Genomic DNA, 25,364 nt, shown 5'->3' on the forward strand with positions numbered 1-25,364 from the left:
CGCCGCTTCGCAGGCATTGCATCTCACCCGTGTCTGTCAATTAGCTCCGGGTGCGGCAATTTCTTGTGGGAGTGATAGCTCAAAAAGAGAGTGATGGAATGTGAGACGGTTCACATACCGTGGTTTCCTGTCGCTCCATCCGGTCACAATTTCCGGAGGACGCCTCTGCATCGTCGCGACACCCGGGAGCGCGCAAGCAGGAGCTGAACGGCGCGGTCAACTCGCAAGCTGTCCCCGCATTTCGCCGACGTCAAATCTATCCGCCCTTGCTGTTTCGTGCACGTCAACTCATGAGGTTAGGCCGCGTCACCGGAAACGCACCGCGCCTGCGCGCCTCAGGCGGACCACTCCTCGCCCCAGACCTGGACGACGTGACCCGGCGACACTTCGCGATATTGCCGAACCGGCGGCTGGTAGTCGGGCGCGCGCACGGGGCTTCTGATCTCGTCGTTCGAGGCCTCGCGCCGGGTGCCGCGGCGCGCTGGATCGGGCACCGGCACGGCCGCCATCAGCTTCTTCGTATAGGGGTGCTGCGGATTGCCGAACAATGCCGCGCGCGGGCCGGTCTCGACGATCTCGCCGAGATACATCACCGCGACGCGGTGGCTCATGCGCTCGACCACCGCGATGTCGTGGGAAATGAAGAGATAAGCAAGCCCCATGTTGGCCTGAAGGTCGAGCATCAGATTGACGACCTGCGCCTTGACCGAAACGTCGAGCGCGGAGACCGCTTCGTCCGCGACGATCAGCTTCGGTCTGAGCGCAAGCGCGCGTGCGATGCAGATGCGCTGGCGCTGGCCGCCGGAGAATTCGTGCGGAAAACGCGCGGCCATGTCGGCGGTGAGGCCGACGCGCACGAGCAGGTCGGCGACCTTGTCGCGCGCCTGCGACGCCGTGGCGAGCCCGTTGGCGAGCAGCGGAGCAGCAACAGCCGTTCCCACCGACATGCGCGGATTGAGGCTCGCGAATGGATCCTGAAACACGATCTGCATCTGCTTGCGGAAGTCGCGCAAGGTGCGGGCATTCATGGCCAGCACATCCTGCCCGTCGATCAGAACGGTGCCGCTGTCCGGCTCCGTCAGCTTGAGGATGGAACGGCCCGTCGTCGACTTCCCGCAGCCGGATTCGCCGACCAGTGCCAGCGTCTCGCCGGCGCGCAAGGTGAAGGAAATGTTCTCGACCGCATGGACGCGGCCCGAGACTTTGCCGAACAGGCCCGAACGGATCGGAAAGCGCGTGGTGAGGTTGGCGACTTCGAGCAGCGGGCGCTCGGCGGTCGAGACCGTATCGGGTGTCTCCGCCGGATCATCCGAGGTCCCTGTCACCTTGTCGACGATCGGAAACCGCATCGGCCGCACGCGTCCATCCATGGAGCCGAGGCGCGGCACAGCGGCGAGCAGTGCCCTTGTATAGGGGTGCGAGGGGGCTGCGAAGATGCGCGAGGTCGCGTCGGTCTCCACCGCCTGGCCGCCATACATCACCACGGTGCGGTCCGCGATCTCGGCGACCACGCCCATGTCGTGGGTGATGAAGAGGATCGACATCCCCTCCTCGTTCTGGAGCTCCTTCAACAGCTCCAGGATCTGCGCCTGAATGGTGACGTCGAGCGCAGTGGTCGGCTCGTCGGCGATCAGGAGTTTCGGCTTGCAGGCCAGCGCCATCGCGATCATCACGCGCTGCCGCATACCGCCGGAGAAGCGATGCGGATGCTCGTGGAAGCGCGATTTTGCCGCGGGGATGCGAACACGGTCGAGCAAGCGGATGGTCTCGGCCTCCGCCGCCGCGCGCGACAGGCCGCGATGCTGGATCAGCGCTTCCGCAATCTGGAAGCCGATGGTGAGCACCGGATTGAGGCTCGTCATCGGCTCCTGGAAGATCATGGCGATTTCGTTGCCACGAACATCCTTCATGCTGCTCTCGGGCAGCGTCAGCAGATCGCGACCGGCAAGCCGGACGCTGCCCTCGACGCAGCCGTTCTCTTTCGGAATGAGTCGCATGATCGAGAGCGCGGTGACGCTCTTGCCGGAACCGGACTCACCGACGATCGCCACGGTCTCCTTGGGGGAGACATCGAACGACACACTGCGGACGACGGGACTCCATTGCCGTTCGCGCATGAAGGACGTGGTGAGGCCTGAGACCGACAGCACCGGCGCCTGCGCGTCGGCAGCGACGTGGTCGGGTATGCTTGCGCCCATGCTCATGCCGATGTCCTAATAGCCACGACTACGGTCGACACGCCCCGGCAAATCCTCGCCGCGGCGGTGGCGTTCGATCACGTCGAGCACGAAATCGACGGCCGTATCCGGCGACGTCATGCTGGCATTGTGCGGCGTCAGCAGAATGCGCGGGTGGCTCCAGAACGGATGACCCGCAGGCAGCGGCTCCGGCTCGGTGACATCAAGGACGGCGCCTGACAACGCACCGCTGTCGAGCGCTGCGAGAAAATCGGTTTCGACCAGATGCGAGCCACGCCCGACATTGACGAGCGACGCGCCGCGCGGCAGGCGCGCGAACATATCTGCGTTCAGAATGCCCCGGGTCTCGTCGGTCAAAGGCAGCAGGCAGACGAGAATGTCGGCCTGCGCAAGGAAATCCGGCAGCGCATCCGCGCCCGCATAGCAGGTCACGCCCCCGATCTCGCGCGGTGAGCGGTTCCAGCCGAGAAGCGGAAAGTCGAACGTCTTGAGGCGCTCGAGCACGGCCTGGCCAAGCCGGCCGAGACCCATCACGCCGACACGACGACGCCTGGCCGGTGTGATCCGGATCTCGCGCCAGACCTGCTCCTTCTGCTGGGCGATGAAGTCCAGGAGATTGCGATGCAGGGCGAGCACAGCCATGGTGACATATTCGACCATGGTTTCGGCGATGCCGGGCTCCAGCATGCGCACCAACGGAATGTGCGGCGGAATTTTTGACGCGTCGAACTGGTCCACGCCCGCACCGACCGAGAAGACGAGCTCGACATTAGGGAAAGTCGTCGCGATGTCATCCGGTGGCACCCACGCCACGAGATAGCGGACGTCAGCGGGATCGCCGATGTCGGGCCAGAGCCGGAACGGCACATCAGGCGCGCGCTGGGCGAAGAAGCGCGCCCACTCCTCACCGCGAACCATATTGGCCTTGTAGAGAACCGTCATGCGGCCAAAACTCTCAAAACGGGCTGACCGGCGCGAGCCGCCGGCCGTCGATCAGGCGCTTGTGGCTGTACGCCGCAGGATCGACCAGCGGCGTCGCGCCCGTCACGATGTCGGCGGCCAGCTTGCCCGCCGCGGGGCCGATGCCGAAGCCATGGCCGGAGAAACCGGTGGCGAGGAAGAAGCCCGGCAAGGCGTCGACCGGCGAAATCACCGGAATGGTATCCGGCGTACAGTCGATCGTGCCGCCCCAGGCTTCCGCGATCTCGACGTCCTTCAGTTCCGGATTCGATTTGATCAGCGAAGCCAGCGCCGCATTGACCAGCGACATGTCGGGCGCGGGGTCACGGACACGCTCGGTCTCGAACGGCGACGGCTTGTCCAGGCTCCAGTCCGTGCCGCGCATGAGTTGATCGAAGAACGACTTGCCGAGCGACAGTTTCAACCCGTTCTTGCGGTGCAGGTAGGTCGGCCAGAAGGTCAGCGCATAGCGGAACAGGTCGGGCGACAGTTCAACCGTGCCGCGGTTGCGCAGCGCCAAGGTGAAACCGCCGTCAAGGCGGCGGCGGATGCAGTAGAGATCGGTGCCGAGCGCACCGGAGGTGATCTCCGGTCCCGGCGTAGTCCGGCATGCGGTGGCGTTGACGAGGCCGATCGGCAGCTCGATGCCGTGGCGCCGGCAGAACAGCGATGACCACGCCCCTCCGGACAGCAGTACCGATTGCGTGCGAACGGTGCCTTTCTCGGTGACGACGGCGCTGACCCGTCCACCCTGCGTTTCCAGTCCGCGCGCGGCGCAGCCCTGATGGAGGGTGACGCCGTGTTTTCGCGCGGCGGTCGCGAGCGCGGGCACAGCCATCGACGGCTCGGCGCGCCCGTCGCTCGGCGTGTGCAGGCCGCCGACCCATTTCTCGGAATGACCGGGCAGGCGCTCGGCGACCTCGGCCGGCGTCAGTACCGTCGAGTGCACCTGCATCTCGCGCGCCGTTGCCGCCCATCGCTCCCAGCTGGCGAGCTCATCCTTGCTCTTGGTCAGGAACAGCACGCCGGTGCGGCGGAAGCCGGCGTCGACGCCGGCATCGTTCTGCATGTCTTCCCACAGGCGCAGCGCCTCGCGGGCAAGAGGAATTTCTTCACGCGCGCGACCCTGCTGGCGGCACCAGCCCCAATTGCGGCTCGACTGCTCACCGCCGACATGTCCCTTCTCGACCAGCGCGACGGAGAGGCCCTTCTTCGCTAGATGATAGGCTGCGGAGACGCCGATGACGCCGCCGCCGATGACGACGACGTCCGCCTGCGCCGGCAGGCGCTCGTCGCTGTTTATGCGGGTGAGCGGCGGGGACATGAGACACTCCTTAACATCAGCCTGGACTTCAATTCGATCGAGATCTTGCTCGTCATGGGATGTTCATTCGCGGATCGAGCGCGTCGCGCAGGCCGTCCCCGAGGAAGTTGAAGCTCGTCACGGCAAGCGTGATCGCGAGGCCCGGCGCGATCGCGAGCCAGGGCGCGCTGGTGAGATAGATCTGCGCGTTGTTGAGCATGTTGCCCCAGCTCGCGGCAGGCGGCTGGATGCCGTAACCGAGATAGCTGACATAGGATTCGAGCAAGATCGCCTTGGCGACGTTCAACGTCGCCGCCACCATGATCGGCGCCATCGCATTCGGCACAAGCTCGCGGAACATGATGCGCATGTTCGACGAGCCGAAGGCGAGAGCCGCGACCGCAAACTCACGCTCGCGCAGCGAACGCACCTGGGCCTCCACGACGCGGGCAACGGCCATCCAGGCGGTCGCCGCAATCAGCACGGTGGTGGTGACAAGGCCCGGCTCCGTGAGCGCCGCGAGCGCAAGCAGCAGGAAGATCGTCGGAAAGCATAATACCGCGTCGACGAGCCGCATCAGTACCGCGCCGACCACACCGCCATAGAAGCCGGCAAAGGCGCCGACCACGATGCCGACTGCCATCGCAATCACCATCGCGACGATGCCGATCGAGAGCGACACGCGCCCGCCCATCATCAGCCGCGCCAGCACGTCACGGCCGAGCTCGTCCGTGCCGAGGATGTGCGCGCCCGAAAACGGCGGCGCGAACCGCTTCATGATGTCGATATAGGTGTCGTCGAACGGTAGCAGATACGGGCCGAATGCTGAGCCGAGGATGAGGACCAGAATGATCACCGCGCCCGCGAGCGCGAGGCGATGCCGGCGGAATCGCCGCCACGCGGCCTGGCCGGGTGCGAGCTGGACCGTGGAGAGGGCTGCAGTCGCCATCGTCTAGCCCACCCGGATGCGCGGATCGACGACGGCATAAAAGATGTCGGCGAGCAGCGAGCCAATCAGCACCATCGTCGCCGAGAACATCAGGATGCCCATTACCACGGGATAGTCGCGATAGCCGATGGAATCGAGGAACAGCCGGCCCATGCCCGGCCAGGTGAATACGGTCTCGGCGACCAGCGCGCCACCGAGCAGCGTCGGAAACTGGAGGCCGGCCACCGTGATCATCGGCAGCAGCGCGTTGCGCAGGGCGTGAACGGTGAGGATACGCCATTCCGGCATGCCTTTCGCACGCGCGGTGCGGATGTAGTCCTGGTTGATCACCTCTAACATCGAGGAGCGCATGAAGCGGCCCCACATCGCGGTCTCGACCAGCGCCAGCACCAGCGCCGGCGCAATCAGATGATGCAGCAGGTCGAGGAAGGAGCCGTCGCCGACGGTCTCGCGATTGCCGGACGGCAGCCAGCCGAGCTTCACCGAGAACACGTAGATGGTGACGAGGCCGAACCAGAAGGTCGGGATCGACAGCGCAATCATGGCGCCCACGGTTGCGAGCGTATCGAACAGCGAGTAGCGGCGGAGCGCGCCAAGCACGCCGATCCAGCAGCCAAGCAAGACCGCGATGATCGTCGCCGTCGCCATCAGCTCCATGGTGGCACCGAGATGCGAGGAGATCACCGACAGCACGGCCTCGCCGTCGCGGTAGGAGCGACCCCAGTCGCCTTTCAGCATACGACCGAACCAGTCGAGATACTGGATCGGAAGCGGACGATCGAGCCCGAGCTGGCTGGTGACGCGATCGAGATCCTCCTGCGTCATCTGCGCGGAGGCCGCAAATTGCGAGAGCGGGCCACCGGGCGCCAGATGCAGGATGGCGAAGCCGATCGCTGAGACGATCACCAGCAGCATGATCGCCTGCGCCAGGCGATTGGCGACGTAACGGGCCATCTCAGGCGATCCCGCGGATCGGATGCATCAGGCCCAATACCACTCGCGGATGTTCCAGCAGTTGATCGACATGTTGATGTTGGGGCGGAAACCCTGGAGCCCTTCCTTCACGCCTTCCGCGATGAAGCCCTGGAACAGCGGCAGGATGGCGAGATCGTTGCGGATGAGCTTTTGCAGATCGCCATAGGTGGTCTTGCGCTGCGCCAGATCGAACTGTCTGGCGCCTTCGGCGAGAAGCCGATCCGCTTCCGGACTCTGGTACTGATAGGTGTTGTAGCCGCGGCCGCCTTTGGCGGGAATGGCGCCGGAGCCGAAGCGCGGCGTCACATCGGGATCGCTGCCCAGCATGAAGTTCACCCCCACGATCACCGAGTTGAACTTCGACTGCTGCCAGAAGTCGCCCCAGATCACCGCAGCCGGCATGTTATTGACGCGCATCGCAGCGCCGATCGCACGCCAGTCCTGGATCAGGAGCTGCTGGGTCTGCTCGCGCACGGCATTGCCTGACGTGGTCGAATTGGTGAATTCGAGCTTGACGCCGCCCTTCTCGCGCACGCCGCCGGAGCCGCGAACCCAACCCGCAGCATCGAGCAGCGCGTTGGCTTTGGCGGGATCATATTTGTGCTGCGGCAGCCCCTGCTGGAACGACCAGGCCTGCTGCGGCACGAAACTCTCGGTCTGCGTCGGCAGGCCGTAATTCAGCGCATCGATGATCGCCTGCTTGTTGATCGCGAGATATAGCGCCTCGCGTACAGTGCGGTCGGTGAAGGGACCGAAATCCAGATTGGGCGCGATGTGCTCGACCGAGGACGTCGAGGAGACGAAGATCTTGCGTCCCTTCAGCGTCTTCGCCTCCTGCACGAAGTTCGGCAAAATGCCTTGCAGGCCGGTGTAATCGACCTGGCCGGTGCGGAACTGGGTGTAGAGGACGGTAAGGTCCGGAATGTACTTGAACACCACGCGCTCAACGTAGGGTCCCTTGCCGTGGTAGCCGGCATGGGCATTCAAGAGGATGTGGTCGCCCGGCACGCGCTCGCCCCAGCGGAACGGCCCGGTGCCGACGGGCGCATTGTGGAACGGCGAGGCGTTCGGATCCGTCAGCTTCTCCAGGATGTGCTTGGGCACGATGAAGGTCAGCGCCCCCAGGATCGACATATAAGGCGAATAGGCCGTGTCCATCCGCCAGTGTATCTCGTCGGGCGCGACGACCTTGATGTCCTTCACGAGGTTATGGCCGACGCGGCTGCGCGCGCGGAAGTCGGGATTGTTGATCAGCTCGATCGAGAATTTTACGTCCTCGGCCGTGAACGGCGTGCCGTCATGCCACTTCACGTCGCTACGCAGCTTGATCTTCCAGGTCAGGCCGTCGGCCGACAGGCCGCCATTCGCGATGGTCGGGACTTCGCGCGCGAGGTCGGGAACGAAGGTGCCGTCGGGATCGATGAACCAGAGCGGCGAGAACACCTGCCACCAGATGCCCTGGTCGACCTCGATGCCCGGCATCAGGGGATGAAAGACCGTCGGCTCCTGCGACAGCGCCGCGATCACCTGCCCGCGCGGCTTGTCCGGCGGATTGGAGGGGCGTTCGGTCTGCGCAAATGCATGGCCTGAAAGCGTCCATCCCGCCGCGGCGCCCGCGCCGAGCTGAAAGAGCTGACGGCGATTCGGAACGCCGAGATGCAGTGCTCCAACGCCGAACTTCCCGGTGTCGTCCGCCATGACCACTCTCCGTTTTTCGCACGCGGCACCGTCCCCCGCGCCCCAAGACCCCGGCAAAGGGACAGGAGTGGGCTTTAGTGCTTCTTAATTTTTCTATCAAAAGTTCATCACGACTAAATACAGCTGTCAATCACATTGCTAGGATGCGCGACCTTTTCACAGCGCCGGACCATTTTGGGCGGCGAGGCAATGCATGGGAGAGCGACATGGATGGTCGCGGGGACACGAACGGTCCGAAGGACGCCCCGGCGCTCGAGGCCGACGATGCGATCGACCAGCGCCTCGGCGAGACCGTGCGGCTGCTGCGTCAGCGCGCCGGGCTGTCGATCCAGGACGTTGCCAACAAGACCGGCCTCTCCAACGGCATGATCAGCCAGCTCGAGCGCGCGCGCGCCATGCCGTCGATACGCACGCTGCGCCTGCTCAGCATCGCGCTCGACGTCCCGATCTCCTATTTCTTCGAAACCACCGATCCCGCCGACGTGCAACGCTACATCGTGCGCAAGAACAGCCGGCGCCTGCTGCGGCTCACCGCTAGCGGCGTCGTCAAGGAAGCGCTGACGCCGGCAGACAAAGGCCAGCTCGAACTCTATGAGCTCACGCTCAATCCCGGCGCCTCGTCCGGCACCGACTTCCTGCAGCATACCGGCGAGAAGGCGGGCTATATCCTCTCGGGCAGCCTGCGGCTGTGGCTCGACAACCAGGCCCATCTGCTCGAAGCCGGTGACAGCTTTCGGTTTCCGAGCATCGTGCCGCACATGTTCGACAACCCGACCCAGCAGACCGCGCGCGTGATCTGGGTGACGACGCTGCGCCAGACCGATTCTCCGGCAGGTTGAAGCGCCGCCGCCCGGCACCACCGCAAATTGCTCCTCGACGCCGCCGCGCGGAATCTGTAGCTCACGTGGAGCCGGACTCATTGACAGGGTGGACGCGAGGGTCCGCGACCGACGCGTTGGTGTGAGACCATGAAATTCAGGGGGCTTCTGACACTCGCGATGGTCGCGCAGGTCGTCGTGACTGCGGCGGCCCTCCTCGCCTCCTATGCCGTGACCGGAACCGGGTTCGGCACGGTCCAGCTCATCGCCCTGCTCGCAAGCGGTCTCGTTGCGGCGCTGATCGCGCGGCTCTGCACGCGCATGATCGCGACGTTGCAGGACAAGCGCATTGCCGCACGACTGGCCGAGCAGGCGCAGGCCAGCGCGCAAATTACCCAGGCCGTCATCAAGACCGCGCTCGATGCCTTCGTTCAAACCGATGCGAACGGTATCGTCCTGGAGTGGAGCATTCAGGCCGAAGCCTTGACCGGTTGGACGCGCAAGGAGGCGCTCGGCACGGACGTCGTCAACCTCCTCGTCGCCGAGCCGCTGCGCGACGGCTTCAGGCAACGCATGATGCGGCTCCTGCCGGAACTGTCGGATGCGCCGATCGGCATCCGGTTCGAAGCGACCCTGCTGCACCGGAACGGCGACGAGATCCTGATCGAGGCGTCCAGCACGGCACTCCAGCTCGGGGGACGCATCCTCATCAACAATTTCGTCAAGGACGTCACCCAGAAGCGTGCCGCCGAGGAGCAGCTGATCCAGGCCCAGAAGATGGAGGCGGTCGGCCAGCTCACAGGCGGCATCGCGCACGAATTCAACAACATGCTCACCGTGATCACGGGCACGATCGAGATCCTCGCCGACGCCGTGAAGGACAGTCCGCCGCTCGCGACCATCACCAAGCTGATCAGCGAAGCCGCCGACCGCGGTGCCGCGCTGACGTCGAGCCTGTTGTCCTTTGCCCGCAAGCAGGCGCTCAAGCCGGCCGAGATCGACGTCAACGAATTGCTTGAAGAGCTCGCAAGGCTGCTGCTGGCAACCTTCGACAGAAAGATCGAGATCATAACCCGACTTGACGGCAAGATCTGGCTCGCCCTGGTCGATCGCGGCCAATTGAGCTCGGCGCTGCTCAATCTCGCGATCAACGCCCGCGACGCGATGCTGGATGGCGGCCGACTGACGCTGACGACGCGCAACGTCGTGTTCGGCGTCCGTGAGGCCGTGGCGGTCGGGGCCGGCTATGCCGGCGACTATGTCGAGATCGAGATCGCCGACACCGGCACCGGCATTCCGCAGGCCATTCTGGAGCGGATCTTCGATCCCTTCTTCTCGACCAAGGATGTCGGCAAGGGCACGGGGCTCGGGCTCAGCATGGTGTTCGGTTTCGTCAAGCAATCCGGCGGCGGCATCAAGGTCTCGTCCGAAGAAGGACGCGGCACGATTTTCACGATCTACCTGCCGAAGGCGGAGGCGAGCACGCTTCGCCCGGCCGGCTATGACGAGCGCAAGGTCGTGGGCGGGACTGAGACCATCCTTTGCGTCGAGGACGACCGCGACGTCCGCCAATATGTCACGGTCCAGCTCGAAAGCCTCGGCTACAAGGTCATCCCCGCCGCCAATGCGGCCGAGGCGCTCGCCATCGCAGCCGAAGGCACGCCATTCGATCTGCTCTTCACCGACATCGTGATGGCCGGCAGCTTGAATGGACGAGAGCTCGCCGACGAGATGGTGGCAGCGCGCCCCTCGCTGCGGGTGCTGTTCACGTCGGGCTATGCCTACGACTCGCTGCATGCGCAGGGACGCGCCACCATGGGCGCGCCGCTTCTGACAAAGCCCTACCGCAAGGCCGAGCTCGCACGCATGCTGCGCCGCTCCCTCGACACCGCCGTCGACACGGCTGGCGATCCGATCCCGACACCCTATTCGGTGCAGGCCGATGTCGAAGGGTTCCTGCGCAAGCAGGCGGCTGAACGCGACGGGCGCTAGTGCAGCGGAATGGATGGACAGCGCGCGATAGCTGCGCAAAACTCATCCCAGACATATCCATTGGAGACGAGCCATGACGTCACTCGAAAAAGGCATCACCGCGAACGGCACGGGCTATGGCGGCAAGACCTGGAACATTCTGGGCCAGGTCTATTTCCCGAAGGCCGTCACCGAGTCCACCTTCGCGTTCGAGACCAACAGCGAGCCGGGCCAATTCGTGCCGGTGCACATCCACCCGACCCAAGACGAATTCATCCTGGTGCAGGAAGGCACGCTCGACCTCAAGCTCGACGGCAAATGGGTGAAGGCCCACGCCGGCGACCTCGTGCGCCTGCCGCGCGGCATCCCGCACGGCTATTTCAACAAATCCGACAAACCGGCCCGCGCGTTGTTCTGGGTCTCGCCGATGCAGAAGCTGGAGGCGCTGTTCAACCAGCTCCATGACCTGACCGACCCGGCCGAGGTCGTGCGCATCTCGGCGCTGCACGAGGTCGACTTCCTGCCGCCCGAAGCCAATGACTAGGCTACGATCCCCCGACAGACGAATCGTTGGGGAACCGGCCATGCCGGCACGACGTCAACTCCTCGCAATCATCGCGGCGCTTGGGCTGGCCCTTACGACGTTCGTCCCGAGCCAGGCGCAAACGCTCACGGCAAGACAATCGGAGGCGGCTGCGACCTACGAGCGTGCGCTCGGCGATTTCAAGGCGATTCTGGCCGAGCGCCGCCGCCAGATCGACGCAAAGGAACCGCTGCCGAACCTGCCCGGCCAAGCCATCTATCTTGCGCGGGTCGCCGTCATCAGTGCTTACAAGGATCTCACCGACGCCTTGCCGTCGCGGATCGGTCGGCCCAACAAGTTCGAGATACCGCCGGCCTATTTCGACGCCGACATCGAACCGCTGATCGACGAATATTCAAAACTGTTCGACATCATGGAAGCGCCGCCGGCCGGCGCGCAGAACTCGGCCACGCCGTTCAAGGACGTGGTCGATCTCGCTGCCGCGATCGCGCGGGCCAAGGGGCTGGCGCCGATTCACGCCGAAGTAGCGGGCCGGATCAGCCTCGGGCTGTTCTTTGCCGAGACCAACGGCAAGCAGAACGTCCGCAACGGCCGCTCCAACACCTATATGGGCAGCTTCCAGACCGGCCCGTCCGAGGACCGCAACGGCCGCAGGAAATGGGAAGCCATCAAGGCAGAGATCGCCGCAAGCGATCCCGAGCTGAGCGCGCGCGACGACAAGGAAGAGGCGCGCGCCCGCGACACCGATCATCGCTTCAATCACTGGACCAACGTGCGCGACGGCCTGATGAACGCACATGCGGATGTTTTCCGGGATATCCCGGGAATCGTGAAGACGCTGCCCGACCCGATTGATCAGATGAAGCTGTTCGAGCTGATCCAGATCGTTCCCACGCCGACCCGGTCGGCGCTCAAGTCCGGCGATCTCCTGAACTACAGGGTGTCCAGTCCGACGATCATGAAGCACCTGCGCAACAACAGCATTCTTGCTTTTGGACAGGCCGACCGGGCGCGAACCTCGGCAAGCTTCCGGGAAATCCTTGGCGCGATGTGGCTGTTCAAGCGGAAATTCGAGAAGGCGATGGCAAAATACGCGGAGATCAAGCCGCGTTAATTCTCCGGCTTACAGGGCGATTACATATAAAACGAGCGTGGCGGATAGCTCGCCTGCGATCCATCCTTCGAGACGCCCGCCTACGGCGGGCCCTCAGGATGAGGTCGCGTTTTACCGCGCGATACTCGACCCTCAGGATGACGAGCCCGCCGAAGCGGTGGTCTCGAGCCATGCAGGCCGAGCACGTTCGGCGGTCCTCCTAACTGTTCATGTCCGATCGCGCTGGCCTGCTCCGCACGCCCTACTCGGTGCGGATCGGCGAGTCCTTCAGGCCGTTATTGTCATAGGCCTTGCGAAGCGTGCCGTTCGTCGTCGCTTCCGTCATGAACTTGGTGACGAAAGCCAGTGCCTGGCTGTGGCCGAGCGGCACGGCGACCGCGGTGACCGTCTTCTTGAAGGTCTCGTCCAGCACCTTCGTGCCCGGGATCTTCTGCGCCATCTTGTTGAGCTGGTCGCGCGACAACGCGAAGGCGTCGATCTCGCCGCTGCTGAGGAGGCCGAAGATCTCGTCATAGGTCTGGTAGCCGGTGACTTTCGCGTTCTTCAGATGCGCGACCGCGCCGCGCATGGTGGTCGTGGCGTTGACGGCCGCAACCTTGATGCCCACCTGGTCGAGCGTAGCAAAATCGGTGACGCTTGACCCTGCCTTGACGATGTAGGTGGCGTCGGCGACCTCGTAGATCGGACCGAACATCATCCTGGTCTCACGCTCCGGGTCCTTCGGGAGCCAGGTGACGTCCCAAGCACCTTTTTCAAGAGTGCTTTTCGACGCCGCATCGGTGATCTGGCCGGAATTCTGGTGCACGACATATTCGACGGGCACGCCGAGCTGGGCGGCCATCTCCTTGCCGAGATCGACCGGCACGCCTGCATAGCCGGCTTCGGTCTTGGTGGACCAGAACGCGCCGCCCGCCGGGCTGATCGCGATTGCGACGCGGAGCTTGCCGCTCGGTGCGATGTCGTCCTTCAGACCATCGGCTAGCGCGGGCATGGCAACCGCCGCTGCGAGAACGAGGCCGGCGAGGGCCGACTGAAGATACGTGGGCATGTCATGATCTCCTGACCTTTTCTTCTTCTCTTGTTCTTCCCGACCGCCTCGCGTGCCACCGTTCGGCCATTGACATAATTCTGGTCGATCGTTCGGGCGATGAAAAGCAGTTTGTCATGGCAAAACTGCCAAAGGCCATAGCGCGGTTTGCAGTACCAAGGCCCATGACTGCCACCTGATGACTGCCATGGCTATGGTGTTCCACGGCGGGGCATTTGTTGGTAGCCTCCCGCCCCGACAGACAGCAACCGGGGACCACCGAATGACCTGCGCGAATCCCGCACGGCGCAACGGAGCGTGGAGACATGTCGGGCGAGCACTGGCCGCCGCGATGGTCGTGGCCGCGCTCACCGGCTGCGAGGACAAGAATACGTTCGTCGCCCCGCCGCCGCCCAAGGTGGACGTCGCCCCGCCCATGCAGCGCGCGGTGACGCGCTATGTCGAGGCCACCGGCAACACCGCGCCGATCAAGAATGTCGATCTCGTCGCGCGCGTGCAGGGCTTCCTGCAATCGATCGACTACACGGACGGCTCCTTCGTCAAACAGGGCACCCAGTTGTTCACGATCGAGCCCGAGACCTACAAGCTCAAGCTCGATCAGGCGCAGGCGGCCGAGGCCGGCGCGCAGGCGTCGCTCCGGCAGGCGGAAGCCGACTACAAGCGGCAGAGCGATCTGGTGCAGCGGCAAGCGGTCTCGCAAGCGACCTTGGACACCTCGACCTCGAACCGCGACAACGCGCAGGCCAACCTCCAGCAAGCCCAGGCCAACACCCGCCTCGCTGAAGTCAACTACGGCTACACCAAGGTGAGCGCACCGTTCGACGGCGTCGTCAGCGCCCATATGGTCTCGATCGGCGAGCTCGTCGGTGTCTCCTCCCCGACCCAACTCGCCTCCATCGTGGCGATGGACCCGATCTATGTGAACTTCACCGTCAACGAGCAGGACGTGCTGCGCATCCGTGCCGAGGCCGCCCGACGCGGCCTGACTGCCGCCGACCTCAAGCAATTTCCGATTCAAGTGGGCCTGCAGACCGAGGCGGGGTATCCGCATGAGGGGCATCTCGACTATGTCGCCCCGACCCTCAACCAGTCGACCGGCACGCTCGCGGTGCGCGGTCTCGTGCCCAATGACAAGCGGGTGCTGCTGCCCGGCTATTTCGTCCGCGTTCGCGTGCCCTTCACCCAGGAGAAGGACGCCCTGCTCGTTCCCGATACCGCGCTCGGCAGCGACCAGGGCGGCCGCTATCTCCTCGTCGTCAGCGGCGACAACATCGTCGAGCAACGCAAGGTGCAGATCGGTCCCGTCGAGAACGGCCTGCGCGTGATCGAAAGCGGCTTGAATCCTGATGACCGCGTGGTGATCGCGGGGCTATTGCGCGTGATCCCGGGCCAGAAGATCGACCCGCAAATGACGAAGATCGAGCAGCCGCAGGCGTCCGCCAAGTAAGATTCGCCAAGTGAGGGGCCGCCAGTCATGATCTCAAAATTCTTCATCGAGCGGCCGGTCCTCTCGAACGTCATCGCGCTGCTGATGATCCTGATCGGCGGCGTCGCGCTGTTCAATCTCGCGATCGCGCAATATCCCGATGTGGTGCCGCCGACGGTGCAGGTCACCACCCGCTATCCCGGCGCCAGTGCCAAGACCGTGATCGACACCGTGGCGCTGCCGATCGAGCAGCAGGTCAACGGCGTCGAGGACATGCTCTACATGCAGTCCTACAGCGGCTCCGACGGCACCTATACGCTGACAGTGACCTTCAAGATCGGCACCGACCTCAACTTCGCGCAGGTGCTGGTGCAGAACCGGGTCTCCAGCGCGCTGTCGCAGCTGCCCCAGTCGGTGCAGAACCAGGGCGTCACCGTGCAGAAGCGATCGACGTCGATCCTGCTGTTCGTGACGCTGACCTCGCCGGACAAGACCTTCGACAGCCTCTATCTGAGCAACTACGCCACCATCAATCTCCGCGACGAGCTCTCGCGCCTGCCCGGTGTCGGCAACGTCACCGTGTTCGGCGCCGGCCAGTATTCCATGCGGGTGTGGCTCGATCCGAACAAGCTGCAAGTCCGTGGCCTGGTGCCGCAGGACGTCATCCAGGCGATCCAGCAGCAGAGCCAGCAGGTCTCGGCCGGCCAGGTCGGCGCGCCGCCGACGCCACCGGGACAGGCGTTCCAGTACACGCTCAATGTCAACGGCAGGCTCGACGACACCACCCAGTTCGAGAACATCATCGTCAAATCAGGCACCAGCGGCGACGTCACCCGGGTGCGCGACGTCGGCTCGGTCGAATTGGGCGCGCAGACCTACAGCCAGATCTTCTCGCTGAACAAGCAGCCGGCCACCGGCATCGGCGTGTTCCAGTCGCCCGGCGCCAACGCGCTCCAGGTCGAGCAGGCGGTCGAAAAGAAGATGGCGGAGCTCGCCAAGGCTTTCCCGCAGGGCATGAAGTACGACACGCCGTTCGACACCACCAAATTCGTGCAGGCCTCAGTGCACGAGGTCTACATGACGCTGATCGAGGCCGGCCTCCTGGTGCTGGTCGTGATTCTGGTGTTTCTGCAGGACTGGCGCGCGATGCTGGTGCCGGCGACCACGGTGCCTGTCACCATCATCGGCGCTTTCGCCGCGATGGCGGCGCTCGGCTTCACCATCAACATGTCGACCTTGTTCGCTATCGTGCTTGCGATCGGTATCGTCGTCGACGACGCCATCGTCGTGGTGGAAGGCGCGGCGCACAACATCGAGCAGGGCATGAACGGCCACGACGCCGCGATCAAGGCGATGGACCAGCTGTTCGCGCCGATCGTCGGCATCACCCTGGTGCTGATCTCGGTGTTCTTGCCGGCCTCGTTCCTCGCGGGCCTCACGGGCCGCATCTATTCGCAATTCGCACTGGTGATCGCGGCAACGGCGCTTTTGTCCGCCATCAACGCGGCAACGCTGAAGCCGACGCAGTGTGCGCTCTGGCTGCGGCCGACGGTGCCGCCGGAGAAGCGCAACTTCTTCTATCGCGGCTTCAACAATGTCTATGACCGCGTCGAGCGGGGCTACACAAGGCTGATCAGCTTCCTGTGCGGGCACGCCACGGTCTCGGTCGCATTCGCGCTGGTGCTGATCGGAATCGGCGGCTACGGCCTGTCCCGAGTGCCGACCGGCTTTCTGCCGATCGAGGACCAGGGCTATCTGATCGCCGCCGTGCAACTGCCCGACGGCGCTGCGCTGGAGCGGACCCAGAAGGCGCTCGACAGAGCGAGCGAGCTGATCAAGGACACGCCTGGAGTCCAGCAGGTCATCACCATCGCCGGCATCTCCGCGCTCGACAACAGCGCCAGCCTTGCCAATGCCGGCGTCGCCTACATCATCCTGAAGGACTGGGAGGCGCGCAAAGGTCCGGGCGAGGATCTGCGCTCGCTGGTCTACGGACTGAACGACAAGCTCGCGGTCATCATGGAGGCGCGCACGCTGGTGCTGCCGCCGCCGCCGATCCAGGGCATCGGCAACGCGGCCGGCTTCTCGATGCAAGTCGAGCTGCGCGACGGCAACAGCGATTTCGGCAAGCTCCAGGCCATCACGAGCGCGATGGTCAGTAACGGCCAGAGCCAGAGCGCGCTGCAGCGCGTCCAGTCGTCGTTCCGCTCCTCGGTGCCGCAATTCAACGTCGAGATCGACCGCATCAAGACCCAGACGCTGCACGTCACGACGGACCAGGTGTTCGCGGCGCTGTCGACCTATCTCGGCTCGTCCTATGTCAACCAGTTCAACAAGTTCGGCCGCGTGTTCCAGGTCTATACGCAGGCCGATCCCGCGTTCCGCCTCACCGAGCGCGACATCGCCAACCTGCAGGTGCGTAACTCGAACGGCGATATGATCCCGATCGGCACCGTCGCCACGATCACGCCGGCCACCGGCCCCTCGCTGATCAGCCTCTACAATCTCTATCCCTCCTCGACCGTCATCGGCCTGCCGGCGCAGGGCTACTCCTCGGGCCAGTCGCTGAAGCTGATGGAGGAGATCGCGGACAAGACGCTGCCGCCGGGCACCGGTTACGAATGGACCGCGATGTCCTATCAGGAGAAGGCTGTCTCCAACCAGATCTACTGGGTGTTCGGGCTCGCCATGCTGCTGGTCTATCTCGTCCTCGCCGGCCAATACGAGAGCTGGTACGCGCCGATCTCGGTGATCCTCGCGGTGCCGCTGTCGCTGATCGGGCCCATGCTGATCCTCAATGGCCTGAAGATCGACAACAATCTCTACTGCCAGATCGGCCTGATCCTCCTGATCGCGCTGTCGGCCAAGAACGCCATCCTGATCGTCGAGGTCGGGCTGGAGCTGCACGGCCGCGACGGCAAGCCGGTGCTGGAATCCGCCATCGAAGCTGCGCGCGCCCGCTTTCGACCGATCCTGATGACGTCGTTCGCCTTCATCCTCGGCGTCGTGCCGCTGGTGATCGCGACCGGCGCCGGCGCCAGCGCGCGCAAGTCGATCGGCATCACGGTGTTCTCGGGCATGCTGGCCTCGACATGCCTTGCGGTGCTGTTCGTGCCGGCCTTCTTCGTGGTGGTGCAACGCTTCGAGAACTGGCGCGCGTCGAAGAAGGCACCGAAGGCCGTGGCGGCGGCCGAGGTGAAGTCCTAGGCTTTCTCGGTGGAGGTCTGCCGCGCCTCGCCGCTCGACACCAGGAGCACCGAGACCTTCGCCTGCCTGAGCACGGCGTCGGCGACGCCACCGAAGGAGAGATGGTCGCCTTGGATGCGGTCGACGCCCATCACCACGAGATCGACATCGGTGGTCTCGATCTCGCGCAGGATCGCCGCCTCCGGCGCCCGGTTCACGCGCAAGGTCGTGGTGATGTCGACCTCATAACGGGCAGCGAGATCGCTGGCGTCCTTCAGGATGCCGGCCTCCTGGCTCAGACCACGAGAGGCGCCGCGCTGCGCGCCCTTGTCGCGCGTCGTCGCTACATAGATCACGCGGAGCGAGCCTGATCCCGCCGCCTGCGTCAACGCCACCGCGACCTCGGCACCGCGCTTGGAGACGCCGCTGCCGGAGACCGGAACGAGGATATTGAGTGCGTCGGGCATCGGCTGCTTCAGGTGCTTTCCCTTCGCCGCCAGGATTGCGAGCGGTCCTTCGAACTTCGCTGCGATGTCCTCAACTTCGCGATCGAAGCGATCCTTGGCGGCAGTGACCTTGTCGACGCCGATGACCAGAAGATCGAAGCCCTTCTTTGCCTCATCTCCGATTGCCTCGCCGAGCCCCGACTTGCGGACACGCGTCGTGACGTCGACGTTGCCGGCATCGCCATGCGCCGACACGGTCTCGGCGGCCTTCTTCACCACCACTTCGGGGCTTTCTTCCTCGCCGCTCCCCTTCTCCCGCTTCTTGGCGCGCTTGCCGATGTGCAGCACGGTGATCGGCAGGCCACGCATCCCGGCGATCAGGCCGGCAATGTGGGCGGCGAAGGTGGCATTGACGCTTTCGTCCACTGCCAGCAACGGACGTTCGAGATTGGCAACGAAGCCGCGCTTCTCGAACTCTTCCCGCTCCAGGCGCTCTTGCTCCTCCTTGTTCATCGGCAGCTTTGCCAGCGCCGCGCGCAGCATCGGCGGCATCGCCATCGTGGTCACGATCGCCATCGTGACGATCATCGTGAACAGGTTCTGGCTGAGCACGCCGATCGAAAGACCGATGGTGGCGATGATCACCTCGGTCGAGCCGCGCGCGTTCATCCCGCTCGCGAGCGCCAGCGACTCCCTTGTGTTCAGCCCGCCCAACGTGCCGCCGACGAAGGCGCCGCCGAACTTGCCGACACTGGCGATCACGACCAGCAGCCCGGTCAGCATCAGGAGATTGGGATCGCGCAGCACCGTGAGGTCGGCGCTCAAGCCGGCCAGGCCGAAGAATACCGGCATGAAGAAGCTCGAGATCAATCCGCGCAGGCGCTCGTCGATCTGCCTCGTCAGGATCGGGGACTCTCCGACCAGAATGCCGGCGACGAAGGCGCCGAGCACCGTGTGGACGCCGATCAGGTGCGTGATCAGCGCCATCACGCTCATCAGCAGCAGGATCACCGTGACGACGGGCGCGGTGCTGACGAGATTGTCGTTGGCCCAGCGGATGAGCTGAGACACAAGCTTGCGGCCGATGGTGAAGCTGATGGCGAGGAAGGCCAGCGTGCCCAACACGGCTTTCGCCACCGAGGCGATATCCAGCGTGCCGTGCGAGGCGAGGCTGAAGATGACGGCGATGATGATCCAGCCGATGGTGTCGTCGATGACGGCGGTCGCGACGATGATCTGGCCGACATTGCGGCGCATGAAATTCATTTCGCGCACGACCACGGCGACGATCTTCACCGAGGAGATCGACAGCGCCGTGCCCATGAACAGCGACGCAACCAGGCGGGCTTGCGGGTTCGGCAGCAATGCATCGGGCAGGAACTCGCCGAGCGCAAAACCGCAGGCGAAGGGCACGAGGATGCCGGCGATCGAGATCGCGATCGCGGCCTTGCCGACCTTCCTGACCAGCTTGAGGTCGGTCTCCATGCCGGTCAGCAGTAGCAGCAGGAGGATCCCGAACTGGGCGATGCCGTCGATCATCGCTTTCTGCTCGGGCGTTTTGGGGAAGATCGCGTGCTGCGCGTCAGGCCAGACCCAGCCGAACAGCGACGGGCCGAGCAGGATGCCGGCGAGCAATTCGCCGATCACCGAGGGCTGGCCGATGCGCTGCATGGTCTCGCCGAGACCGCGGCCGACCGCGATCAAGAGCACGATCTGCGCAACCAGCAGGAATTCGGACGGACCGGCCGATTTGCCGCCCTCGGCAGCGGCCGCAATGGTGGTGAGGACAAGAGCCGCGAGGACAAGGCCGACCGGTCGGAGCAGGCTCCAATGCATGCAGATGTCTTCCCCCTTCATTTGCTCCGGCAAGGTGCCGGACGGGGGATAGAACCCGCGGGAGGCGGACCGGGTTCCCGTCGCTTGCGGCGAGTTGGGGGGCAACAACAAAAAACGCGAAAACAACCCCATGCACAGTAGAGATGGGGTTGAAAAGGTTGAAGAAATTTCGTCTTTCCCGAAATCACTTGCTCCGTCGGGCAAAACACCGGCACAATGGCATCATGGGTGGCATGCGCGGGCTGCCTCCTCATCCCTTCATTGCGAGCGAAGCGGCGAAGCGAAGCAATCCAGGGTCCCTCCGCGGAAGGATTCTGGATTGCTTCGTCGCAAGGGCTCCTCGCAATGACGAGAGAGTCCCGGCCTTACGCCGCACTCGTGCCCCGGACGCGGCGCAGCGCCACTCCGGCGGTGCGCCGCAGAGCCGGGGCCCATGCCACACGGGAATTCGCAGCCTCTGGGTCCCGGCTCTGCGCCGCAACGCTCGCGCGTTGCAGCTTGTCCGGGACACGAGAGCGTTCTCCCTCACACCGCCTGCGGCGTCCTGATTTCGCGCGGCAGGATGATCGCCGCTGCGATCGCGAGCAGGCAGAGCGCGGCGAAGGCGTGCAGCATGGTGACGAAGCCGCCCTGCTCGTAGAGCCACGCGACCAGGCCGACGGAGGCGCCGGCTGCAGTGAAGCCGATGAAATAGCGCACGGCATAGGCGCGCGAGCGCCATTCCTCGCTGGTGTACTTGCCGACCATGGCGTCGTTGACCGTGACCTGCCCGAACGCGCCCATGACGATGCCGATCGAGACCAGGATCAGCGGCAAATTGGACAGGCTCGCGGCCAGATACAGGAACGGCGCCAGCATGAAGGACAGCGGCAGCGCCACCGTCTTCAGCGAATAGCGGTCGAGCAGCCGGCCGATCGTGTACTGCGTCATCGCGCCGAACACGTAGACGCAGGCGGCGATGACGCCAAGCAACGCCGGGCTTTTGGTGAGATCGGCAAGCCGCTCCGCAAACAGTTTTGGCAGCGCGACGGTGACGGCATTGAACGTGGTGGAAATCGCGATCACCACGATCAGCAGCGACAGGATCACGCGCCACATGTCCTGCTTGGCCACGCGCGCCTGCGCCGCGGCCTGCTTCGAGCCCTTGCGGTCCTCGTGCACGACCATCATCGCAAACGCGATGCCGATCATGATCGTCACGACGCCCGGGACGATGAAGGCCAAACGCCAGCCGAGATATTGGCCGATCACGCCGGTGACCAGCGCCGACGAGGCAACGCCGAGATTGCCCCAGACGCCGTTCAATCCCATTTCGCGGCCGAGCTTGTCCGCGTAAGACACGATCATCGCGGTACCGACGGGATGATAGATCGAGGCGAAAATGCCGATGGTGAACAGCGCCGCGCCGAGCTGCGCCGGGGTCTGCACGAAGCCGACCGAGATCATGGAAAGACCGATGCCGACGAAGAAAATCAGCATCATGTGGCGGCGGCTCCAGCGGTCGCCGAGCCAGCCGGTGAGCAGCGAGCCCGCACCGAAGGCGACGAAGCCCGGCGTCGCGTAGGGCAGGAGTTCCGAATACGCCATGCCGAGCGCCGGTCCCATGATGATCACGGCGGCGGCGAAGATCAGCATCGCATAATGGTCGATGAAATGGCCGGCGTTGACGAAACTGATCACCCGGCTGGGGCTGTTCATGGGAATCCTCTCCTGCTCCGAAATGAGTTATATGTCGGGCGCATTACGGGATGCTGCCAATGACTGTCGTCGAAACGCCAATCCTCCGGGAGGTCCGGGGCAACCACCGCTCGACCGCCGGGGTGCACCTGGTTGCGCGCGACTATCCCAAGGGCATGCGGATCGATCCGCATATGCACCGCGAGGCGCAGCTGATCTATGCGACCAAGGGCACCATGCAGGTGACGACGCCCGAGGGGCGCTGGCTGGTGCCGCCGGACCGCGCGGTCTGGGTCCCCGCGAGGCTCGAGCACGCCATCGATCTGCTCGCCGACATCGAGATGCGCACGCTGTATTTCGACCTGTCCTGGCTGAAGCGCGAGCAGCGCCATGAGGGCCTGACCAAGGAATTCGTGGTGCGGGTGTCGCCGCTGCTGAATCAGGCGATCCTCGCGCTGTTCGACGTCCGCAATACCGAGGAGCGGACCGATCTGCTGGTTCGCCTGGTGATGCTGGAATTGGTCCAGGCCGAGGATTCCGCGACTTTCGTGCCGCTTCCGCACGAGCCGCGCTGCCGGCGCGCGGCCATGATCGTGCTCGATGATCCGACCGGCCTGCACGACATCGACACGCTGGCGCGCGAGGTCGGAACCTCCGCGCGCACGCTGTCGCGGTTGTTTTCGACAGAGACGCAATTGAGCTTCAAGAGCTGGTGCCAGCGCGCAAGAATTGCGGCAGCGATCCAGCTTCTGTCGACGGATGCCGGCGTGTCGGTGAAGCAGCTCGCGACCCAGCTCGGCTATGCCAGCGTGCCGGCGTTTTCGGCGGCGTTCCGCCAGGTGACGGGGCGGACGCCGACGGAATTTGCGGGAAAGGCATGACAAGCATGCCTCATTCCTGCGCTTGATTGTGATCGGCTTCCACCTAAATCCCGTGTAAGCTTCCCGCACCGCACAAACCTGACACGAAAGCTCAGATGGCAAACGCCTTCTTCTCCGACCTGCTCACCACCATCTCCGAGCGTGGCCGCACGCTGCTTCGTCGCGGGGATTCTGCTGACACCACGCAGGATGCCGACGGGCTGATCGAGCTCTGCGGTGCGCTGCTGTCGGGCCGGGGCGAAGCTTCGGGCACTGCCATGGCGCGTGAGGTGCTCGACACCTACCAGGAGTTGGATGAGACGGGACGCCGCACCTTCTTCGAAGCACTGGTGCGTGATTTCGGCCCGGATCGGGAACGCCTGTCCAAGGCGATCGAGACATGGCGTGCCAAGCCGGCCGACGAGGATGCCAGCGCCCTTCACTTCGCCTCCGAGCCGCGCCGGCAGGAGCTGATCCGCCGCCTCAACCGCGCGCCCGGCGGCACCGGCGATCTCGTCAACATGCGCGCCGATCTGCTCGGTATGATGAACGGACACACCGATCTCGCCGCGCTCGATCGCGACGTCTCGCATCTTCTCTCTTCGTGGTTCAACAGAGGGTTTCTCGTGCTGCGCAGGATCGACTGGTCGACCCCGGCCAACATCCTCGAAAAGATCATTCGTTACGAAGCCGTACACGAGATCAGCGACTGGGACGATCTGCGCCGCCGCATCGATCCGGTCGACCGCCGCTGCTACGCCTTCTTCCATCCCGCAATGGTCGACGAGCCGCTGATCTTCGTCGAGGTCGCGCTGACCGAGACCATCCCCGGCGCGATCGCGCCGCTGCTCGCGGTCGATCGCACATCCGTCCCGATCGAGCGCGCGCGCACCGCCGTGTTCTACTCGATTTCCAACACCCAGCGCGGTCTTGGCGGCATCTCCTTCGGCAGCTTCCTGATCAAGCAGGTGGTGGAGGAGCTGCGCCGGGAAACGCCGAAGCTCGACAATTTCGTGACGCTGTCGCCGGTGCCGGGCTTCATGCCATGGGTGAAGCAGGACAAGGATTTGCCGCTGTCGGACGAGGACCGCGAAGTGCTGAAACGTCTCGACGATCCCAAATGGTTCGAGAACCCCGAGACGACAACGCTGCTGCGTGGCGTGATCGAACCGCTCGCGGCGTATTACTTCCTCAAGGCGCGCACGCCGAAGGGCAAGCTGATCGACTCCGTCGCGCGCTTCCATCTCGGCAACGGCGCCCGCCTCGAGCGCATCAACTGGCTCGGCGATCTCTCGCCGAAGGGCGTGCGGGAGTCGGCCGGCGTGATGGTCAACTATCTCTACCGCCTCGACGACATCGAGAAGAACCACGAAGCCTACGCCAATGACGGCGTGGTCGTGGCATCGAGCGCGGTGAAGAAGCTGCTGAGGGGCGAAGGACGAAGGCTGCTGGATATGCGGCTGTCGTAGGGGACGGCTCGCGCCATATCGTCATGGCCAGCACAGCGCCATCATCGCGAGAAGCTCTTGCGACGAAGCAACCCAGGCTGCCACCCGCGGAAAGATTCTGGATTGCTTCGCTACGCTCGCAATGACGGAGAATGTGGCGACACCTTGCCCAACTCGAGCCCTTCGCCCGCTGCGAGCCTAGGCGCCCCCGAACGAGCCAGCTCCCTCCACCGTCATTGCGAGGAGCCCTTGCGACGAAGCAATCCAGAGTCTTCCCGCGGAAAGACTCTGGATTGCTTCGCTGCGCTCGCAATGACGGAATGTGGGGCGACGGCATGCGACTGACAACCGCTGCTCACTCGGCGGTCAGATCAACGTGTCGTACAAGTCCATCCACTCTGGATTGACGCTCTCGATCAGCGCGAGCTTCTTTGCCCGGCTGCCGCCCTTGATTTGCTTCTCGCGTGCAATCGCGTCGATCATTGTTCCGTGCAACTCGTACCAGACGAGGAGCTTGCAGCCGTATCTCGAGGAGAACCCCTTCACCGAGCCCTCGCGATGTTCGAACGCGCGGCGCGGCGGATTGGATGTGACGCCGATGTATATCGTTCCATTACGGCGATTGGCGAACATGTACACGCAGGGCTGCTTCATGATCGCGCTCTGTTACGAGAGCATTCACGATAACACAACCGAGAGATGATCGCGAGCGACGCTTGCGATGAAGAGGATGAATCGTAGAGCCCCCCTTCACCGTGATTGCAAGGAGCTCTTGCGACAAAGCAATCCAGACTGCCAGCCGCGGAAAGATTCTGGATTGCTCACATGGGGATTTGGTGTGTCAAGGCGGATGTTCAGCTTTTTGTTTGATTGCTGCCAGCTTTTCGTCCCGACCGCTGGGTCTTTC

At 64.3% G+C, this 25,364-nt stretch carries 18 protein-coding genes; 8 read left to right on the forward strand and 10 right to left on the reverse strand.

The genetic code is table 11. The features are described from left to right. Positions 1-335 precede the first annotated feature (335 nt). From IVA74_RS21315 to IVA74_RS21340, 6 genes are read right to left on the reverse strand one after another with little or no spacing between them, the layout of a single operon-like run. Positions 336-2,204, reverse strand: a complete 1,869-nt coding sequence (locus IVA74_RS21315; RefSeq protein WP_247347848.1) for an ABC transporter ATP-binding protein — start codon at positions 2,202-2,204, stop codon at positions 336-338. Positions 2,205-2,213: 9 nt separating this feature from the next. After that, positions 2,214-3,140 (reverse strand): glyoxylate/hydroxypyruvate reductase A, encoded by a 927-nt coding sequence (locus tag IVA74_RS21320; protein ID WP_247347849.1) that lies wholly within the window; start codon positions 3,138-3,140, stop codon positions 2,214-2,216. Between the two features lie 13 nt (positions 3,141-3,153). Next, positions 3,154-4,482, reverse strand: a complete 1,329-nt coding sequence (locus IVA74_RS21325) for an FAD-binding oxidoreductase (protein WP_247347850.1) — start codon at positions 4,480-4,482, stop codon at positions 3,154-3,156. 52 nt (positions 4,483-4,534) lie between these two features. Then, complete coding sequence (locus tag IVA74_RS21330) at positions 4,535-5,410, reverse strand: ABC transporter permease (RefSeq protein ID WP_247347851.1); 876 nt, start codon at positions 5,408-5,410, stop codon at positions 4,535-4,537. A 3-nt stretch (positions 5,411-5,413) separates the two neighbouring features. After that, entirely contained in the window at positions 5,414-6,364 is a 951-nt protein-coding gene (locus IVA74_RS21335; protein ID WP_247347852.1) for an ABC transporter permease, read from the reverse strand. A 27-nt stretch (positions 6,365-6,391) separates the two neighbouring features. After that, positions 6,392-8,083, reverse strand: coding sequence for a peptide ABC transporter substrate-binding protein (locus IVA74_RS21340; RefSeq protein ID WP_247347853.1), 1,692 nt, complete (start codon positions 8,081-8,083; stop codon positions 6,392-6,394). Between the two features lie 206 nt (positions 8,084-8,289). Between IVA74_RS21340 and IVA74_RS21345 the strand changes: the two genes are divergently transcribed. From IVA74_RS21345 to IVA74_RS21360, 4 genes are all read left to right on the forward strand, one after another. Beyond that, positions 8,290-8,922: an XRE family transcriptional regulator gene (locus IVA74_RS21345; protein WP_247347854.1), complete on the forward strand. Its 633-nt coding sequence runs from the start codon at positions 8,290-8,292 to the stop codon at positions 8,920-8,922. A gap of 129 nt (positions 8,923-9,051) precedes the next feature. Continuing rightward, on the forward strand, positions 9,052-10,893 hold the full coding sequence (locus IVA74_RS21350; RefSeq protein WP_247347855.1) for an ATP-binding protein: 1,842 nt from the start codon (positions 9,052-9,054) through the stop codon (positions 10,891-10,893). A gap of 73 nt (positions 10,894-10,966) precedes the next feature. After that, the gene (locus tag IVA74_RS21355) at positions 10,967-11,416 is read left to right on the forward strand and encodes a cupin domain-containing protein (RefSeq protein WP_247347856.1); all 450 of its coding nucleotides are present in this window, start codon (positions 10,967-10,969) and stop codon (positions 11,414-11,416) included. Between the two features lie 40 nt (positions 11,417-11,456). Continuing rightward, a complete protein-coding gene (locus IVA74_RS21360; protein ID WP_247347857.1) occupies positions 11,457-12,530 on the forward strand; it encodes a hypothetical protein in 1,074 nt (357 codons plus the stop codon). A gap of 241 nt (positions 12,531-12,771) precedes the next feature. Here IVA74_RS21360 and IVA74_RS21365 read toward each other — a convergent pair whose 3' ends face one another. After that, positions 12,772-13,578, reverse strand: coding sequence for an ABC transporter substrate-binding protein (locus IVA74_RS21365; protein ID WP_247347858.1), 807 nt, complete (start codon positions 13,576-13,578; stop codon positions 12,772-12,774). 262 nt (positions 13,579-13,840) lie between these two features. Here IVA74_RS21365 and IVA74_RS21370 point away from each other — a divergent pair, with 262 nt between their 5' ends. Further along, positions 13,841-15,025: an efflux RND transporter periplasmic adaptor subunit gene (locus IVA74_RS21370; protein ID WP_247347859.1), complete on the forward strand. Its 1,185-nt coding sequence runs from the start codon at positions 13,841-13,843 to the stop codon at positions 15,023-15,025. A 27-nt stretch (positions 15,026-15,052) separates the two neighbouring features. Further along, positions 15,053-18,211, forward strand: coding sequence for a multidrug efflux RND transporter permease subunit (locus IVA74_RS21375; RefSeq protein ID WP_247347860.1), 3,159 nt, complete (start codon positions 15,053-15,055; stop codon positions 18,209-18,211). Here the strand turns inward: IVA74_RS21375 and IVA74_RS21380 are convergent. Continuing rightward, positions 18,208-20,472, reverse strand: a complete 2,265-nt coding sequence (locus tag IVA74_RS21380; protein WP_247347876.1) for a cation:proton antiporter — start codon at positions 20,470-20,472, stop codon at positions 18,208-18,210. The genes IVA74_RS21375 and IVA74_RS21380 overlap by 4 nt on opposite strands. A 525-nt stretch (positions 20,473-20,997) precedes the next feature. Next, positions 20,998-22,170: an MFS transporter gene (locus tag IVA74_RS21385; protein ID WP_247347861.1), complete on the reverse strand. Its 1,173-nt coding sequence runs from the start codon at positions 22,168-22,170 to the stop codon at positions 20,998-21,000. A gap of 59 nt (positions 22,171-22,229) precedes the next feature. On the opposite strand from IVA74_RS21385, the gene IVA74_RS21390 reads away from it, so the two are divergent. Next, positions 22,230-23,030, forward strand: coding sequence for a helix-turn-helix transcriptional regulator (locus tag IVA74_RS21390; protein WP_247347862.1), 801 nt, complete (start codon positions 22,230-22,232; stop codon positions 23,028-23,030). Positions 23,031-23,125: 95 nt separating this feature from the next. Continuing rightward, a complete protein-coding gene (locus IVA74_RS21395) occupies positions 23,126-24,478 on the forward strand; it encodes a malonyl-CoA decarboxylase (protein WP_247347863.1) in 1,353 nt (450 codons plus the stop codon). A gap of 345 nt (positions 24,479-24,823) precedes the next feature. Here IVA74_RS21395 and IVA74_RS21400 read toward each other — a convergent pair whose 3' ends face one another. Beyond that, positions 24,824-25,111 (reverse strand): GIY-YIG nuclease family protein, encoded by a 288-nt coding sequence (locus IVA74_RS21400; RefSeq protein ID WP_247347864.1) that lies wholly within the window; start codon positions 25,109-25,111, stop codon positions 24,824-24,826. Positions 25,112-25,364 lie beyond the last annotated feature (253 nt).

This window comes from Bradyrhizobium sp. 132, assembly GCF_023074185.1.
Taxonomy (GTDB): domain Bacteria; phylum Pseudomonadota; class Alphaproteobacteria; order Rhizobiales; family Xanthobacteraceae; genus Bradyrhizobium.

What these genes read in the sequence shown, in the direction of transcription:
- IVA74_RS21315 (WP_247347848.1), bottom strand. Translation starts at nt 2,204, where the DNA reads ATGAGCATGGGCGCAAGCATACCCGACCACGTCGCTGCCGACGCGCAG.
- IVA74_RS21320 (WP_247347849.1), bottom strand. Translation starts at nt 3,140, where the DNA reads ATGACGGTTCTCTACAAGGCCAATATGGTTCGCGGTGAGGAGTGGGCG.
- IVA74_RS21325 (WP_247347850.1), bottom strand. Translation starts at nt 4,482, where the DNA reads ATGTCCCCGCCGCTCACCCGCATAAACAGCGACGAGCGCCTGCCGGCG.
- IVA74_RS21330 (WP_247347851.1), bottom strand. Translation starts at nt 5,410, where the DNA reads ATGGCGACTGCAGCCCTCTCCACGGTCCAGCTCGCACCCGGCCAGGCC.
- IVA74_RS21335 (WP_247347852.1), bottom strand. Translation starts at nt 6,364, where the DNA reads ATGGCCCGTTACGTCGCCAATCGCCTGGCGCAGGCGATCATGCTGCTG.
- IVA74_RS21340 (WP_247347853.1), bottom strand. Translation starts at nt 8,083, where the DNA reads ATGGCGGACGACACCGGGAAGTTCGGCGTTGGAGCACTGCATCTCGGC.
- IVA74_RS21345 (WP_247347854.1), top strand. Translation starts at nt 8,290, where the DNA reads ATGGATGGTCGCGGGGACACGAACGGTCCGAAGGACGCCCCGGCGCTC.
- IVA74_RS21350 (WP_247347855.1), top strand. Translation starts at nt 9,052, where the DNA reads ATGAAATTCAGGGGGCTTCTGACACTCGCGATGGTCGCGCAGGTCGTC.
- IVA74_RS21355 (WP_247347856.1), top strand. Translation starts at nt 10,967, where the DNA reads ATGACGTCACTCGAAAAAGGCATCACCGCGAACGGCACGGGCTATGGC.
- IVA74_RS21360 (WP_247347857.1), top strand. Translation starts at nt 11,457, where the DNA reads ATGCCGGCACGACGTCAACTCCTCGCAATCATCGCGGCGCTTGGGCTG.
- IVA74_RS21365 (WP_247347858.1), bottom strand. Translation starts at nt 13,578, where the DNA reads ATGCCCACGTATCTTCAGTCGGCCCTCGCCGGCCTCGTTCTCGCAGCG.
- IVA74_RS21370 (WP_247347859.1), top strand. Translation starts at nt 13,841, where the DNA reads ATGACCTGCGCGAATCCCGCACGGCGCAACGGAGCGTGGAGACATGTC.
- IVA74_RS21375 (WP_247347860.1), top strand. Translation starts at nt 15,053, where the DNA reads ATGATCTCAAAATTCTTCATCGAGCGGCCGGTCCTCTCGAACGTCATC.
- IVA74_RS21380 (WP_247347876.1), bottom strand. Translation starts at nt 20,472, where the DNA reads ATGCATTGGAGCCTGCTCCGACCGGTCGGCCTTGTCCTCGCGGCTCTT.
- IVA74_RS21385 (WP_247347861.1), bottom strand. Translation starts at nt 22,170, where the DNA reads ATGAACAGCCCCAGCCGGGTGATCAGTTTCGTCAACGCCGGCCATTTC.
- IVA74_RS21390 (WP_247347862.1), top strand. Translation starts at nt 22,230, where the DNA reads ATGACTGTCGTCGAAACGCCAATCCTCCGGGAGGTCCGGGGCAACCAC.
- IVA74_RS21395 (WP_247347863.1), top strand. Translation starts at nt 23,126, where the DNA reads ATGGCAAACGCCTTCTTCTCCGACCTGCTCACCACCATCTCCGAGCGT.
- IVA74_RS21400 (WP_247347864.1), bottom strand. Translation starts at nt 25,111, where the DNA reads ATGAAGCAGCCCTGCGTGTACATGTTCGCCAATCGCCGTAATGGAACG.